At 72.6% G+C, this 14,304-nt stretch carries 14 protein-coding genes; 7 read left to right on the forward strand and 7 right to left on the reverse strand.

Annotated features, from left to right (window positions below; translation table 11 throughout):
* Positions 1–12: 12 nt before the first annotated feature.
* From CKY47_RS17275 to CKY47_RS17290, 4 genes are read right to left on the reverse strand one after another with little or no spacing between them, the layout of a single operon-like run.
* Positions 13–495, reverse strand: a complete 483-nt coding sequence (locus CKY47_RS17275) for a hypothetical protein (RefSeq protein WP_306746866.1) — start codon at positions 493–495, stop codon at positions 13–15.
* A gap of 58 nt (positions 496–553) precedes the next feature.
* Positions 554–1,702: a hypothetical protein gene (locus tag CKY47_RS17280; protein WP_306746867.1), complete on the reverse strand. Its 1,149-nt coding sequence runs from the start codon at positions 1,700–1,702 to the stop codon at positions 554–556.
* On the reverse strand, positions 1,699–2,955 hold the full coding sequence (locus CKY47_RS17285) for a glucarate dehydratase family protein (protein WP_306746868.1): 1,257 nt from the start codon (positions 2,953–2,955) through the stop codon (positions 1,699–1,701). Before CKY47_RS17285 ends, CKY47_RS17280 begins: the two co-directional genes overlap by 4 nt.
* Complete coding sequence (locus CKY47_RS17290; protein WP_306746869.1) at positions 2,952–3,854, reverse strand: 5-dehydro-4-deoxyglucarate dehydratase; 903 nt, start codon at positions 3,852–3,854, stop codon at positions 2,952–2,954. Before CKY47_RS17290 ends, CKY47_RS17285 begins: the two co-directional genes overlap by 4 nt.
* An 817-nt stretch (positions 3,855–4,671) precedes the next feature.
* Here CKY47_RS17290 and CKY47_RS17295 point away from each other — a divergent pair.
* The 3 genes from CKY47_RS17295 to CKY47_RS17305 all read left to right on the forward strand — a co-directional run bounded on the left by CKY47_RS17295 (position 4,672) and on the right by CKY47_RS17305 (position 7,909).
* Positions 4,672–5,454, forward strand: a complete 783-nt coding sequence (locus tag CKY47_RS17295; RefSeq protein WP_306746870.1) for an IclR family transcriptional regulator — start codon at positions 4,672–4,674, stop codon at positions 5,452–5,454.
* 74 nt (positions 5,455–5,528) lie between these two features.
* Entirely contained in the window at positions 5,529–6,356 is an 828-nt protein-coding gene (locus CKY47_RS17300) for an NAD-dependent epimerase/dehydratase family protein (protein WP_306746871.1), read from the forward strand.
* On the forward strand, positions 6,353–7,909 hold the full coding sequence (locus tag CKY47_RS17305; RefSeq protein WP_306746872.1) for an aldehyde dehydrogenase (NADP(+)): 1,557 nt from the start codon (positions 6,353–6,355) through the stop codon (positions 7,907–7,909). Before CKY47_RS17300 ends, CKY47_RS17305 begins: the two co-directional genes overlap by 4 nt.
* Before the next feature lie 1,320 nt (positions 7,910–9,229).
* Here the strand turns inward: CKY47_RS17305 and CKY47_RS17310 are convergent.
* The 3 genes from CKY47_RS17310 to CKY47_RS17320 form a co-directional block, all read right to left on the reverse strand.
* Positions 9,230–9,406, reverse strand: coding sequence for a DUF397 domain-containing protein (locus tag CKY47_RS17310; protein ID WP_306746873.1), 177 nt, complete (start codon positions 9,404–9,406; stop codon positions 9,230–9,232).
* On the reverse strand, positions 9,403–10,257 hold the full coding sequence (locus CKY47_RS17315) for a helix-turn-helix domain-containing protein (protein ID WP_306746874.1): 855 nt from the start codon (positions 10,255–10,257) through the stop codon (positions 9,403–9,405). Before CKY47_RS17315 ends, CKY47_RS17310 begins: the two co-directional genes overlap by 4 nt.
* A gap of 455 nt (positions 10,258–10,712) precedes the next feature.
* On the reverse strand, positions 10,713–11,147 hold the full coding sequence (locus CKY47_RS17320; protein ID WP_306746876.1) for a GNAT family N-acetyltransferase: 435 nt from the start codon (positions 11,145–11,147) through the stop codon (positions 10,713–10,715).
* A 74-nt stretch (positions 11,148–11,221) separates the two neighbouring features.
* Between CKY47_RS17320 and CKY47_RS17325 the strand changes: the two genes are divergently transcribed.
* The 4 genes from CKY47_RS17325 to CKY47_RS17340 all read left to right on the forward strand — a co-directional run bounded on the left by CKY47_RS17325 (position 11,222) and on the right by CKY47_RS17340 (position 14,263).
* On the forward strand, positions 11,222–12,211 hold the full coding sequence (locus CKY47_RS17325) for an ATP-binding cassette domain-containing protein (RefSeq protein WP_306746877.1): 990 nt from the start codon (positions 11,222–11,224) through the stop codon (positions 12,209–12,211).
* A complete protein-coding gene (locus CKY47_RS17330; RefSeq protein ID WP_306746878.1) occupies positions 12,208–13,011 on the forward strand; it encodes an ABC transporter permease in 804 nt (267 codons plus the stop codon). Before CKY47_RS17325 ends, CKY47_RS17330 begins: the two co-directional genes overlap by 4 nt.
* A gap of 68 nt (positions 13,012–13,079) precedes the next feature.
* The gene (locus CKY47_RS17335) at positions 13,080–13,643 is read left to right on the forward strand and encodes a hypothetical protein (protein WP_306746879.1); all 564 of its coding nucleotides are present in this window, start codon (positions 13,080–13,082) and stop codon (positions 13,641–13,643) included.
* Positions 13,643–14,263 carry a hypothetical protein gene (locus CKY47_RS17340; protein WP_306746880.1) on the forward strand — a complete coding sequence of 207 codons (621 nt, stop codon included), beginning with the start codon at positions 13,643–13,645 and terminating at the stop codon, positions 14,261–14,263. Before CKY47_RS17335 ends, CKY47_RS17340 begins: the two co-directional genes overlap by 1 nt.
* Positions 14,264–14,304: the final 41 nt, after the last annotated feature.

Raw genomic sequence — 14,304 nt, forward strand, 5'->3', positions numbered from 1 at the left:
CGGGGCGGGGACCTACTCGGTGTCCTGGCGGGTGGTCAGCTCCACCCGGCGGTCGCCGAGCGGCGCGTCCAGCTTCGCCGTCAGCGGCGGGTACCGGATGTCCATGGTGCAGACCTCCTGGTCGGCGGGGGTGGTCTCGACGAGCACGACCTTGACCGCCTGGGCGGTCTGCTCGGTGATCTCCAGGCTGGCCCTGGTGCACCCGCCCTCCTGGCCGATGGCGCCGAGGACGGTGCCGTCCTCCTCGGTCCAGACCGTCGTGGGGGTGCCCTCGGGCACGGAGGCGGTGATCTTCTCCGCGGGCACCTCCTGCCCCTCCGGCGGCACGGGGCTGTCGAACTCCGGTTCCTCGGAGGCGGGTGCGCTCGACGACGGCACCGTGGTCAGCGTCGGACCGCTCTGCGCGCCCACGGGCGTGGACGACGAGCAGCCGACTAGTGCGATCAGCAGCGCGCCCGCACCGAGCGCGGTTCCCAGCGTTCCTGTGCTCCTCATGTGGAAAGGACGGAGCCCCCGGCGTCCGGGGTTGCCCCGCCCTTTTCACAATTGCCCGTTACCACCCGTTCAGGTGATCCCCGATCCCCGCCACGGCGTGTCGCAGCGCGTCCAGGCGCTGCTCGGAGGCGAGCCCCGCGTGGTAGAGGTGGAACTCCTCCACGCCCGCCTCGGCATAGGCGACCCACTCCCGGAGCAGGGCGTCCCCGTCGACCGGCTTGGGCGGCAGGGCCAGCACGTACGCGGCGGTGCGCACGCCCGGCGCCTCCGCGCGCAGGGCGCGGATCGCGGGCAGCGACGCGTCGACGCCCGGCCAGCAGGTCAGCGTGAGCACGTCGACGTCGGCGTCGACGCCACCGGCGACCGTGGCGAACGGCCCGGTGCCCCACGGGTCGGCGGTGGCGTGCGCGCCGATGCGCACGTCCGGCGCGGCGGCGCGGATCTCGCCGACCAGGCGGCGGCGCAGGGCGCGGGAGACGTCCGCGCGCACCTCGCGCACGTGCGCCGCCCGCTCGCCCAGCGCCTCCTCCACGACCCGCGCCCCGCTGTCGATCCCCGTGCGGACCGCCTCGCGCAGGCCCTCCGGGTCGGTGTAGCGGGTGGCGCAGGCCGCGCAGAAGCACAGGGACAGCAACTTCTGCTGCACCGGCGACCAGTCGGCGCCGTCGGTCTTCTCGTGGTGGCCGCCGTGGAAGAACCCGAGCGGGCCGCACGCCTCCAGCACGACGCCGTCCGGCCGGCCGAGTTCGAGCACCTCGGACACCAGTGTCGAGGCGTACTCGGCGACGTCGTCGTTCGACGGGCACAGCGCGTAGGGGTAGGCGTCCCCGAACGCGTTGCGCACCACCAGGTCGGGGTTGGCCTCGCCCAGCCGGCTGCTGTGGGTCAGCACCGTCCAGGCGTACACGGGGAGGCCGGCCCCGCGCAGCAGCGCGGAGGCCTCACCGTAGGGGTCGGGACCGTCCACCCAGGACGGCTCGGCGGGGCGCAAGCGCTTGCCCCGCCACGCCTCGTCCCGCACCGGCAGGTAGAACGCGGCGTGCCGCGCGTCCACCAGCCGGTGCCGCGGGTGGAACGGGGTCGCGGCGCGCACGGTGTGGTACGACGCGGCCAGGGCCACGGCGTCCACGCCGAGCGACGCCACGCGGGACACCGCGTCGGGGTCGCCGACGACGTCCCACGGGTACACGTGGGCGACGGTCCTCACCACCGGGGGCGCTTCCTCTCGTAGGACGGGTCGTGCTGCTGCATGTACCCCGTGTCGTCGCGCTGGACGAGGCCGCAGGCGCGGTACGCCTCGGCGGCACGGGCGAGGGCGTCGCGGTCCAGCTCGACGCCCAGGCCGGGCGCGGTGGGCACCCGGACCGCGCCGTCCACGAAGGTGAACGGCGTCGTGATCACGTCGTCCGCGGCGTTCCACGGGTAGTGGGTGTCGCAGGCGTAGTTCAGGTTCGGCGTGGCCGCGGCCAGGTGCGTCATGGCCGCGAGGCTGATCCCGAGGTGGGAGTTGGAGTGCATGGACAGGCCTATGCCGAAGGTCCGGCAGATCGCGGCCAGCTCCTTGGAGCGCGACAGGCCGCCCCAGTAGTGGTGGTCGGACAGGACCACCTGCACCGCTCCCCGCGCCACCGCGGGGGCGAGGTGCTCGAAGGCGATGACGCACATGTTCGTCGCCAGCGGCATGGGTGCCCCGGCGGCGACCTCCGCCATGCCGTCGATGCCGGGCGCGGGGTCCTCCAGGTACTCGAGGACGCCGTCGAGGGCGGCGGCGACCTCCAGCGACGTGGCGGGCGTCCACGCCGCGTTCGGGTCGAGCCGCAGCGGGTGGTCGGGGAACGCCTCGCGCAGCGCGAGGACCGCCTCGACCTCCTGGCGCGGGTCGAGCACGCCGCCCTTGAGCTTGATCGAGCCGAAGCCGTGCGCGTCGATCAGCGCCTCGGCCTGGGCGACGATCCCGGCCGGGTCCAGGGCCTCGCCGAACGCGTCGGGCTCGTCGCCGGGGTGCCCGGCCCACTTGTAGAACAGGTAGGCGCTGTAGGGCACGGTGTCGCGCACGGCCCCGCCGAGCAGGTCGCTGACCGGGCGGCCCAGCGCCTTGCCCCGGATGTCCCAGGTGGCGACCTCGAAGGAGGCGAACACGCGGTCGACGGTCGACTCGGCGGTGAGCGGCCCGGTCAGGCCGTGCCGGTCCGAGCCCGCCGCGCCGCCCAGGGCGTCGGCGACCCGGGCCCGCAGGCCGTTGAGGTCGTGCACGTCGAGGCCCACCAGGCCGGGCGCGGCGCCGCGCACGCGGTCGAGGTGGCCGATGTCGCCGTAGGTCTCGCCGAGGCCGGAGATCCCCTCGTCGGTGTGCACCTCGACGATCGTGCGCAGCGCCCACGGCTCGTGCACGCCCACCGAGTTCAGCAGCGGCGGGTCCCGGAAGGCGACCGGGGTGACCGCGATGTCGGTGATCCTCATGCGGCCAGGCTCCGCCCCGCGGCGACGACCTTCTCCAGCTCGGCCAGGTGCTCCGGCGACGGGTCGACCAGCGGGGGCCGCACGCCGCCGACGTCCAGTCCGGTGGCCCGCACGGCGGCCTTGACCAGCGCCACCGCGTAGCCGGGGACCTTGTCGCGCAGCTCGACCAGGGGCTTGTAGAACTCGGCGAGGTAGCGGTTCACCAGCGCCTGGTCGCCCGCCTGCACGGCCTTGTAGAAGCCCAGCGAGATCTCCGGCGCGAAGGCGAACACCGCCGACGAGTACAGGTCGACGCCGATGCCCCGGTACGCGGGCACGGTCATCTCGGCGGTGGGCAGGCCGTTGAAGAACTGGAAGGGCTTGCCCACCTCGGCCTTCACCGCCAGCACGATCCGCTGGAGCAGGTCGATGTCGCCCAGCCCGTCCTTGAGGCCCACCACGGTCGGCAGGCACGCGACCTCGACCGCCGTCTCCGGCGTGAACACCGCGTTGTTGCGCTGGTAGACGATCAGCGACAGGTCCGTCGCCTCCGCCACGCCGGTGACGTACCGGACCAGCCCTTGGGGCGGACCGGTCACCAGGTACGGCGGCAGCAGCAGCAGGCCGTCCGCGCCCGCCCGCCCGGCCCCGCGCGCGAGCTCGCGCGCGACCGGCAGCGGGCCGCCCGTGCCCGCGAACACCGGCACGCGCCCCGCCGCGGCCTCCACCGCGACGGTGACCGCCCGTTCGACCTCCGACGGCTCCAACGCGTGGAACTCGCCGGTGCCGCACGCGACGAACACGCCGCCGGCGCCCGCCGCGACCCCGCGCCTGACGTGCTCCGCCAGCACGTCCTCGGCGAGCGCGCCGTCCGCGTCGAACGGCGTCACCGGGAAGAACAGCACCCCATCCAGTTGCATACCCAGACCTTCATCCTTGATCGCTCCGGTGGTGATCCCACGCAGGAAGGACTTTGCGGCGGCGGGTGCGCGGACCGGCCGCGCGCGGAGGGGTTCCGCGCGAGCAGGTCGGGCACCGGCCCCGGCAGTGCTGCGGTCGGCGGCGGCGACCGGCGGCGGCGGGTGCCGCTCCCCGGTCCCGGTGGAGACGAGCACCGCGATCGCGGAACTCCTCGCGAGCCAGCGCACAGGCGGCGAACGCGCTGACGGACCTCCCCGCGACGCCCGCGCCGTCTCCCCCGCCCGACCGTACCGCCGGTGGGCGGTCGTGGGGGCGGTGGTGAGCGGGGCGCGGGCGTGCGGGCCCGAGGTGGTGGGTTCGGAGGTGGTCGGGTCGGCCGGAGCGGGGCCGGACCCGTTGTGCCGGAAGGTGAGCGGGGCGGCGGCGGTGTCCGGTGGTCCCCCGCCGGGTGGTTCCCGTGAGGCGGCCCCGGCGGGGTCGCCTCACGGGGTGGGGAGCGGTGGCACCGCCGCCGCCGGCCACCGCCCCCACGTCTCGGGCGGCCTCGACCGCCGTCACCGGACCGCCCTCCGGGAGGCCGGGTCGTGCGCGTCCGGTGTGAGCGCACCGGGCACGGCGAACCCCGACGCGGTCGGCGCAGCGGCAGCCTCGACGCACCGGTCGGAAGTTCTCATTGACCCTGACTCCTGATTCACGGCCATACTTTTCATATATGTGAAGCGGGGTCGTACTTGTGAACGTGTTGGCCGGACTGTAAGAATCGGCGCTGCGACGTGTCAAGAGCGTGTTGCCGGAACGTTTCCCGTGGAGGACTTCGTGACTGGACCCGCGTCACCCGCTCGGCCGAACGCGGTCAAGTCCGCCGACCGGACTGTGGAACTGCTCGAAGTCCTGTCGTCGTCGGACCGGCCCCTGACGTTGACCGAACTGCACCGCGAGCTGAGCTACCCGAAGTCGAGCCTCTACATGCTCCTGCAGACGCTCGTCGCCCGCGGCTGGGTCGAACTCGACCAGACCCGCGGCACCTACGGCATCGGCGTGCGCGCGCTGCTCGTCGGCACCTCCTACCTCGACCACGACCCCGTGGTGCAGGTGGCCATCCGGGTCATGGAGCAGGTCCGGCGCGAGATCAACGAGACCGTGCACCTCGCCCGGCTCGACGGCGCCGACGTGGTCTACCTCGCCAGCCGCGAGTCCGAGCACCACCTGCGCGTCGTGTCCCGCGTCGGCCGCCGCCTGCCCGCGCACTCGACGTCGCTGGGCAAGGCGCTGCTGGCCGCCCGCGCCCCCGCCGAGGTCGACTCCATCCTGCCCGCGCGCCTGGCGCCGCTGACCCAGAACACGATCGTCGAACGGCCCGCGCTGCACGCGCAGCTGGCCGGGTTCCGCGCCCTCGGCTACGCCCACGAGCGCGAGGAGAACACGCCCGGCCTGGGCTGCTTCGCCGTCGCGCTGCCCTACCGCAACCCCGTGCTGGACGCGATGAGCTGCTCCGTACCGCTGGGGCGGTTGGACCAGGACCACGAGCGCCAGGTCATCGAGGCGCTCCTCCACGGCGCCCGCACGATCACCGAACTGCTCCGCCAGTTCGGCCGCTGACGCGGTTCCCGGCCCGCTCCCCGCTCCTCCCCCCGTTCTCCCGCTTGTCCCCTCTCGTTCCCCCGAAAGGTCGAATGGTGACCGAACGAATCCTGATCACCGGGGCGGCCGGCATCGTCGGCACGCTGATGCGCAGCCGGCTGGCCGCCCCGGACCGGACCCTGCGCCTGCTCGACATCGCCCCGATCCCCCCGTCGGACTCCGACGAACGGGTGGAACTGGTGACGGCGTCCGTGACCGACGCGGCCGCGATGGAGGCCGCCTGCGCGGACGTCGACGCCGTGATCCACCTCGGCGGCCACAGCCTGGAACGGCCGTGGGCGGAGATCCTCGACGTGAACATCAACGGCACGCACGTGGTGCTGGAGGCTGCGCGCCGGGCCGGGGTGCGGCGGGTCGTGCTGGCCAGCTCGAACCACGCGGTCGGGTACTACCAGCGGTCCTCCGGTGAGGCGGGCGACTACCTGTTCCCGCAGCCGGACACGTACTACGGCGTGAGCAAGGTGGCGTTGGAGGCGTTGGGCAGCCTGTACGCGTCGCGGTACGGGATGGACGTGATCGCGGTGCGCATCGGGTCGTGCTTCGAGAAGCCGCGCGACGCCCGGATGCTGTCGACGTGGCTGTCGCCGGACGACGGCGCGCGGCTGTTCGAGGCGTGCCTGTCGGCGCCGTCACCGGGGTTCCGGGTCGTGTGGGGCGTCTCGGACAACACCCGCAGGTGGTTCTCGCTGACCGAGGCCGGAGCGCTGGGTTACAAGTCGCAGGACGACTCCGAGGTGTTCGCCGAGGAGGTCCTGGCGGAGAAGGGCGAACTCGACCCCGCCTCGCCCGCGTACACCCACCTGGGTGGCGCGTGGTGCGGTCCGGACTTCGACACGGCCGTCAAGGAGGCCGGTCGATGACGGAGGCGCGGACCACTCAGGACGTCCAGGACACGCAGGACGTCCCGGAAACGCGGCGTGCGCGGGGCGTGCAGGGCTACAACCCCCGTACCGGCGAACCTTCCGGCCCACCGATCCCCGAGTCGGGCGACACCGACGTGGACCGGGTCGTCACCGCCGCGGCGGCGGCCTTCCCGACCTGGTCGGCGCTGCCCGCCCGCGACCGGGCCGACGCCCTGGAGTCGGTGGCCGACGCGCTGGACGCCGGGTCCGAGGCGCTCGTCACCCTGGCCGACACCGAAACCGCCCTGGGCCGACCCAGGTTGACCACCGAGCTGAAGCGCACGACGAACCAGCTCCGCCTGTTCGCCGAGGTGCTGCGCGAGGGCAGCTGGGTGGAGGCAACCCTCGACACCGCGAACCCCGACATCATCCCGCCACGTCCCGTGCTCCGGCGCATGCTCCGCCCGCTGGGGCCGGTCGGCGTGTTCGCGGCCTCGAACTTCCCGTTCGCGTTCTCGATCGCCGGCGGCGACACCGCCTCCGCCCTGGCCGCCGGTTGCCCGGTGGTCGTCAAGGCGCACCCGTCGCACCCCGGCACGTCCGAGGCGACCGCGCGGATCGTCGAATCCGCCCTGCCACCGGGCGTCTTCGGCGTGGTCCACGGCCAGCAGGCCGGCGTGGCGCTGGTCAACCACCCCGCGGTCAAGGCCGTCGGCTTCACCGGCTCCACCGCCGGCGGCCGGGCGCTGTTCGACCTCGCGTCGTCCCGCCCCGAGCCGATCCCGTTCTACGGCGAGCTGGGCAGCATCAACCCGGCCGTCGTCCTCCCCCGCGCCGCCGCCGCGCGTCCCGAGGGGTTCGCGGCCGAGTTCGCCGGCTCGCTCACGCTCGGCGTCGGCCAGTTCTGCACCAACCCGGGCCTGCTGTTCGCGCCCGAGTCGCTGGTCCCCGCGCTCGCCGCGGCGGTGTCCGGCGCGGTCGGCGGGCCGATGCTCAACGAGCGCATGTGCGACGCCTACCGCTCGGGCACCGAGGACCTGGCCGCGTCGGGCCTGGCCGAACTGGTCGCCCACGGCACGGCGCCCGCCGAGGGGTGGAGCGTCGAGCCGAAGCTGTACGAGGTGCCGCTGGCCGGGTTCGCGGAGAACCTGGCGACGCTGACCGAGGAGCACTTCGGGCCGGCGGCGGTGGTGGTGACCTACTCGTCGGTCGACGAGCTGCTCGACGTGCTGCCGAAGCTGCCGGGCACGCTCACGGGCGCGGTGCACGCGGCCGAGGCCGAACTCGACGACGCCGGGCGGGTCGCCGAGGCGCTCCGGCCGGTCGTGGGACGGCTGATCTTCAACGGCTGGCCGACCGGGGTGGCCGTGGCGTGGGGGATGCACCACGGCGGACCTTGGCCGTCGACCACGAACGCGCTGCACACGTCGGTCGGTGCTACCTCCATCCGGCGGTGGGTCGGGCCGGTCACGTACCAGTCCTGGCCGGACGAGCTGCTGCCCGCCGAGCTGCGGGACGGCAACCCGCTGGGGATCCCGCGCCGGGTCGACGGGGTGCTCGCGGTCCATTGAGGACTGGGCGGGTGACGCGGGGGGACGGCCGTGGTCGCTCGGGGTTTCCTCGTGTTCCCACCGAGTCGCGAGATCGCGTTTACGTACATCTCCTCCTCGATGATCACCTGATCGAGTCAGTCACGATCGCCTCGGGATGGGACGGGACTTCGGGCTCGGTCCTGGTTCGGGCGCACTGCCGGCAGCGTGCCGGCGGTGCGCCCGAACCAGGACCGAGCCCGGTCGGCGCCTCGTCGAGGCCGACCCGGCGGCGGCGACCGGTTCCGCCCGATCCGCCGGAGCCGCCGCCCGGGCTCGCCCAGCGGGCAACCGCACCGCGTCGACACGTCCATTGTGGACGTCGTGGTGCCGACCCGCGTGCGGCACGTCGACTCGGGGGCGTCCTCGGAGATCCGGCCGTGTGGTCGGCGCTCGTGAACCGACGGGGAGGTGGGCCCCGACGGGTACGCGCCACCGGCGTTCGGAGGAGCGGCGAGGCGGTGGAGGCACCCACGTCGCGGGGGTCGCGAGCACCCCGGAGGGGTCGAACGCCTTCCGCGTCCGGCCTGGACGTAGAACTCACGGCTCCCGAACGCTGGACTCGCCGCTCCCGGGGGTTGGACTCTCGCGAGGGCCCGGCACTCGGGACCGATGAGTCGCGCATTCGGGTCCGGTGCGACGAGGTCGGGTGGGGGACACTGTGCTCGCGCCGTCGCCGTCGCACCGCCTCGTCGGGTCCGTCAGCACCCGACGAGGCGGTGCCGGCCCGCGGGGCGTTCGCCGACGTGTCGCGGGAGCCGCCGGGTGCCGGGACCGCGCCCGACCTCCGGTGCCGAATCCCATGAGGACCGGACGGGCACCGGCACGCGACGGAGCCGCCACCCACTCACAGTGGCGTCGCGCCGCCCTCGACGGGGCGGTCGTGGTGACATCCGGGTGGATCTCGGCGCGCAGCGGGGGGCCGCGGTTCGCACGAGTGCGCCCGACTCACCGGACCGGACGACGAAGTCGCCGAACCGGGCGAGACTTTCAATGCGACGCCCGACCTGCGTGACGCGCTTTCGACGGGTGACGAGCATTCATTGTCGATGCATCACGCCGAATATGAGCACCCTTAGCAGTTAAACGAGCACTCAACGACGTTGCGGTCACCCGACCGGGGGCATCAAGGGGAAGAAAAACAACTACGTGTGGACCTTGCAGGGGTGAACAAACAACACGAACGGCTTATGGACAACCCTGCCACCACGGACGGCGAGAACCGGTTGACCGGACGGGGCCGCCGCCCACGGCGCCGCGGTGACCGCGACACCGGAGCGGACGGTGGTCTGGCGGTGACGGTCAGGTTTGTCGGAGGAGTGCGAGGAACGCCCGGAAAGGGCGCTCCCCGAAGGCCAACTGCGGTTCGGGCCGCTTGCTGTCCCGGACCCGCGTGGACGTCCGGCCCACGGCCAGTTCCACGCAGTTGTTGCCGGCACCCGAGTGGGTGCTCTTGCGCCACGTCTTGTCGTTGATCATGTGTCCTTCAGTGCCGTTGCCGTTTTCCTGATCAACGAGGCCGAGTCCTTGGGCGACAGGGCGACCTCGTTCACCATTTCCTCGAAGTGCAGCAGGTACTTTTGCACATCGGCGGGATTGTCCACCCACTTACCGCCGCCGGCGTACTCGAGGTAGACGGCTGAAGGATCGCTGTCGTCGAAGCGGAGGGCGGTCGCGCCGCCCCCGGACATGGTCCCGTGGGCGCCCGCTTCGAACGGGATCACCTGGATGACGACGTTGTCCCGCTTCCCCGTGTCGAGCAAATGCGACAACTGCTCGCGCATGACCTGCCGGCCGCCGACGACGCGGTGCAGCGCGGCCTCGTCGATCACGGCGTGCAGTCGCAGCCCCGGCAGTCGGCGCTGCCGGTTCGCGAGTGCGGCGGCGACCTGTTCGACGGACACCGAGGAGTCCATGAAGCGCTGACCGGCGAGCCGGATGGCCGCGGCGTACGCGGGGGTCTGGAGCAGGCCGGGGATGACGATCATCTCGATCGTCCGCACCTCGGTGGCGTCGGCCTCCTGCCGCGCGTAGGTGCGCGCCTCCGGCGTGTACGCCGCCGCGTAGACCAGTCGCGTGCCGTCCTGCTTGGCGTCCTCCCACAGCGCTTCCGCTTCGCGCCGTTCGGCGTCCGTGGCGCCGTAGAGCCCGAGGAGTGCTCCCAGTTCGGTCCAACTCGGACTGATGTAGCCGTTCTCCATGCGCGACAGCGTGGACTGCGTCTTGCGCGTGAGCGCGTGGTAGTCGACCTCGGTCTTGCCCGCCCGTTTGCGCAGGGCGTTGAGGAACTGACCGAGCTTGCGCTTGCGTCGGGTTTGGACGGCTGCCATGCGGGACACACTCCTCGCTGAAAGAACTGCGGACACCTTAGTGCGCGGACACCGCGTGGCCGGTTCCCTTGATCCAGCGACGTACAGCGCATATGCGCCTCTACGGCATGCTTCGCCGGAGGGGGTCTCACGGCCGCGGGTCGGGTGCCCCGCGACGTGGTGCGCGCCGCGCGACCCGCCGGTCCGCACCGGCGGTCCGGTCCGCGGTGGACAGCCGCGACGAGCGGTTATGGCATCCGGGCCACGACGACGGACGGCCGGGACCGCGCGCTCCGGACGGGCGGGGCGGACGGGACCGCCCACGACGGCGCGACCGGCGGGACGAGCGCCCCCGACCGCGCGCTCCGGTGGTCGCGGGCCGCGATCGGAGCGGGCAACAGTTCGGCCACATATAGGTTTCGCGAGTCTGAACTCCGGGCGTCACCCCCGCCGGCCACCTGTCGGACGGCCGGCTACTAGTCGGCCCGCAGCTCGCGGCTGAGCCAGGTCGACGCCTCGTCCGCGAACCCGTGCCGACGGTAGAACCGGCGCGCGGCCTCGTTGCGGTCCTCGGTCTCCAGGAACACCTTCCGCGCGCCGGCCGCGCGGGCCCGCTCCACCAGCGCGGCGACGACCGCGCCGCCCACGCCGCCGCCCCGGTTGCGCACGTAGAACTCGTCGAGCAGCGCGTCACGCCCGCCGGACTCCAGCGAGTAGCCCCAGGTGAGCACCGCGTAGCCGGTGTCGAACAGCCACACCTGGCCGAACCGGTCGTCGCGCAGCAGCGGCTCCAGCGCGGACGTGACCACGTCCTCGTCGTACGCGTGCTCGTCCACCTCGTAGAACTCCCGCACCAGGGGCAGCAGCACGGGCAGGTCGGTCGGGACGGCACGCCTGATCACATCGGACACCCGATGAGGTTAGCCCCGCACGCGGAACCCGCGATCCGCCTGAAATTGTCGGAGCGGGGGTCCATCATGGCCCGATGGCAGACGCGATCGTGGCCGAGGGACTGGTCAAGCGCTACGGATCGGTGGTGGCCCTGGACGGCCTCGACCTCGTGGTGCCGGAGGGGACCGTCATGGGGCTGCTCGGGCCGAACGGCGCGGGCAAGACCACGACGGTGCGGGTGTTGACGACGCTGCTGGAGCAGGACGAGGGCCGGGCGACGGTGACGGGGCTGGACGTCGTCGCGGACGCGAAGGAGCTGCGCCGCCGGATCGGGCTGTCCGGTCAGTACGCGGCGGTCGACGAGAACCTGACGGGGTTCGAGAACCTCGACATGGTGGGCAGGCTGTACCACCTGGGGAAGCGGCGCAGCCGGGAGCGGGCGCGCGAGCTGCTGACCGTGTTCGACCTCGTGGAGGCGGCCGACCGGCCGGTGAAGGGCTACTCGGGCGGCATGCGCCGCAGGCTCGACCTCGCGGGCGCGCTGGTGGCGAAGCCGTCGGTGCTGTTCCTCGACGAGCCGACCACTGGTCTGGACCCGCGCAGCCGGCTCGGCATGTGGGACGTGATCTCCGAACTGGTGGCCGGCGGCACCACGCTGCTGCTCACCACGCAGTACCTGGAGGAGGCCGACCGGCTGGCGGACCGGATCGCGGTCATCGACCACGGGCGGGTCATCGCGCTCGGCACGGCGGACGAGCTGAAGGCCCAGGTGGGCGGTGAACGGCTGGAGCTGACGGTGGGCACCGCGCAGGACGCGCGGACGGCGAGGTCCGCGCTGGCGCCGCTGGCGGTCGGCGAGATCGTGCTGGACGACCGGGGGCACCGGCTGACCGTGCCGGTGTCGGGCGGGGCGGACGTGCTGGTGGACGGCATCCGGCGGCTGGACGCCGAATCGGTGAAGGTGCTCGACGTGGGCCTGCGCAGGCCCACGCTGGACGACGTGTTCCTGTCGCTGACCGGGCACGCCACGGCCGTCGGCGCCGCGGGCGCCGACGGGGAGAAGCAGGAGGAGTCGGGGGCATGAACGCGTTCACGGAAGCCCTTGCCGACGGCGCGGTCGTCGCCAAGCGGAACCTCATCAAGATCAAGCGGGTCCCGGACCTGCTCGTGTTCTCGACGTTGCAGCCGATCATGTTCGTGCTGCTGTTCGCCTACGTGTTCGGCGGTTCGATCGCCGTGCCGGGCATGGACTACCGCGAGTTCCTGATGGCGGGGATCTTCGCGCAGACCGTGGTGTTCGGCGCGACGATCACCGGCTCGGGCCTGGCCGAGGACATCCAGAAGGGCGTGATCGACCGGTTCCGGTCGCTGCCCATGGCGCGCTCGGCGGTCCTGATCGGGCGGACCACGTCGGACCTGCTGAACAACGTCCTCGTCATCGTGGTGATGTCGTTGACCGGCTTGGCCGTCGGGTGGCGCATCCACTCGTCGCCGCTGGAGGCGCTGGCCGGCTTCGCGCTGCTGCTGCTGTTCGCCTACGCGCTGTCCTGGGGCATGGCGATCGTCGGGTTGATGGTGCGCAGCCCCGAGGTGTTCAACAACGCCTCGTTCATCGTGATCTTCCCGTTGACGTTCATCGCGAACACCTTCGTGCAGGAGAGCAACCTGCCCGGGGCGTTGCGGGTGTTCGCCGAGTGGAACCCGGTGTCGGCGGTGACCGCCGCGGCGCGCGAACTGTTCGGCAACACCAACGCGATGATGCCCGTGGCGGACTCGTGGCCGTTGCGGCACCCGGTGTCGGCGACGTTGGTCTGGGTGGCGGTGTTCCTGGCGGTCTTCGTCCCGTTGGCGACCCGCCAGTACCGCAAGGCGGTTTCCCGGTAGCGATGAAGGTTTCGGGCGCGACTCGCGATGGGTAGTCCGGTGGCATCCAAGCCCTGAGGAGGCAAGAGATGTCCACCGGCGTCGTCATCGGCTTGATAGTCGTCGCCCTGATCGTGGTGGCCGGGGTCGCCTTCATGGCCCGTTCTTCCATGCAGCGCAAGAGGTTGCGCTCGAAGTTCGGTCCCGAGTACGACCGGGCGCTGGAGGGCAAGGGCGACCGGACCGCCGCGGAGCGCGAACTGGCCGAGCGGGAGCGGGAGCACGCGAAGCTCGACCTGCGCCCCCTCGACCCCGGGGCTCGCGACACCTACGCGCGCAACTGGACCGCCATCCAGGAGCAGTTCGTGGACGAGCCGTCGGCGGCGGTGGGCCAGGCGGACCGCCTGGTCACCGACCTGATGGCCGAGCGCGGTTACCCCACCGAGGGGTACGAGAAGCGGGTGTCGCTGCTGTCCGTGGAGCACGCGAACACGCTCGGGCACTACCGGGACGCGCACGAGATCCGCCAGCGGCAGGACCGCGGCGAGGCGTCCACCGAGGACCTCCGCAACGCGATGGTCCACTACCGAACCCTGTTCGAGGATCTGCTGGGCAGCCGCCAGGACGGCGAGCGCCGGGAAGGAGCGCGGTAATGGCCGAGCAGCGCCTCACCACCGAGGACTTCGCGTCCCCGCACAAGCACGACGACGGCCTCTCGGGGCCCGACACCCACGACGGCACGGGGCACCACGCGGACACGAGCCGCGAGTGGCGCGAGCAGGACGCCACGGGCGCCTACGACACCGGTGTCGGCGCGCGTGACGAGCAGCGGTACGACGGGCGCGAGCCGGTCGAGCAGACGCCGGCCGACCGCGACGTGGCCGAGCCGGACCTGACCGACCGGGAGCGGCTCGACGCCGAGCCGGTCGCCGACGACGAGTTCGTCGACGAGACCGCGGCCGGTGCCGCCGGGGCGCCCGTGGAGCACTCCGCGGACTCCACCGACTCCCCGCTGTTCACCACCGACGACGCCACCAGCTACCGCGACGAGTGGCGCACGTTGCAGGCGGACTTCGTCGACGACCCGCGCGAGGCCGTGCAGCGGGCCGACGAGCTGGTCGCCCAGGTGATCCAGTCGCTGGCCACCACGTTCGCCGAGCACAAGCGGTCCCTGGAGGGCCAGTGGCAGGAGGGCGAGCAGGTCGAGACCGAGGAGCTGCGCCAGGCCCTCAAGCGCTACCGCTCGTTCTTCGACCGGCTGCTGTCGGTCTAGCGGCGGAGCGGCGACACGCGGCAGTACCGGCGGGGTGACCC

The organism is Saccharothrix longispora, assembly GCF_030852425.1.
GTDB lineage: Bacteria > Actinomycetota > Actinomycetes > Mycobacteriales > Pseudonocardiaceae > Actinosynnema > Actinosynnema longispora.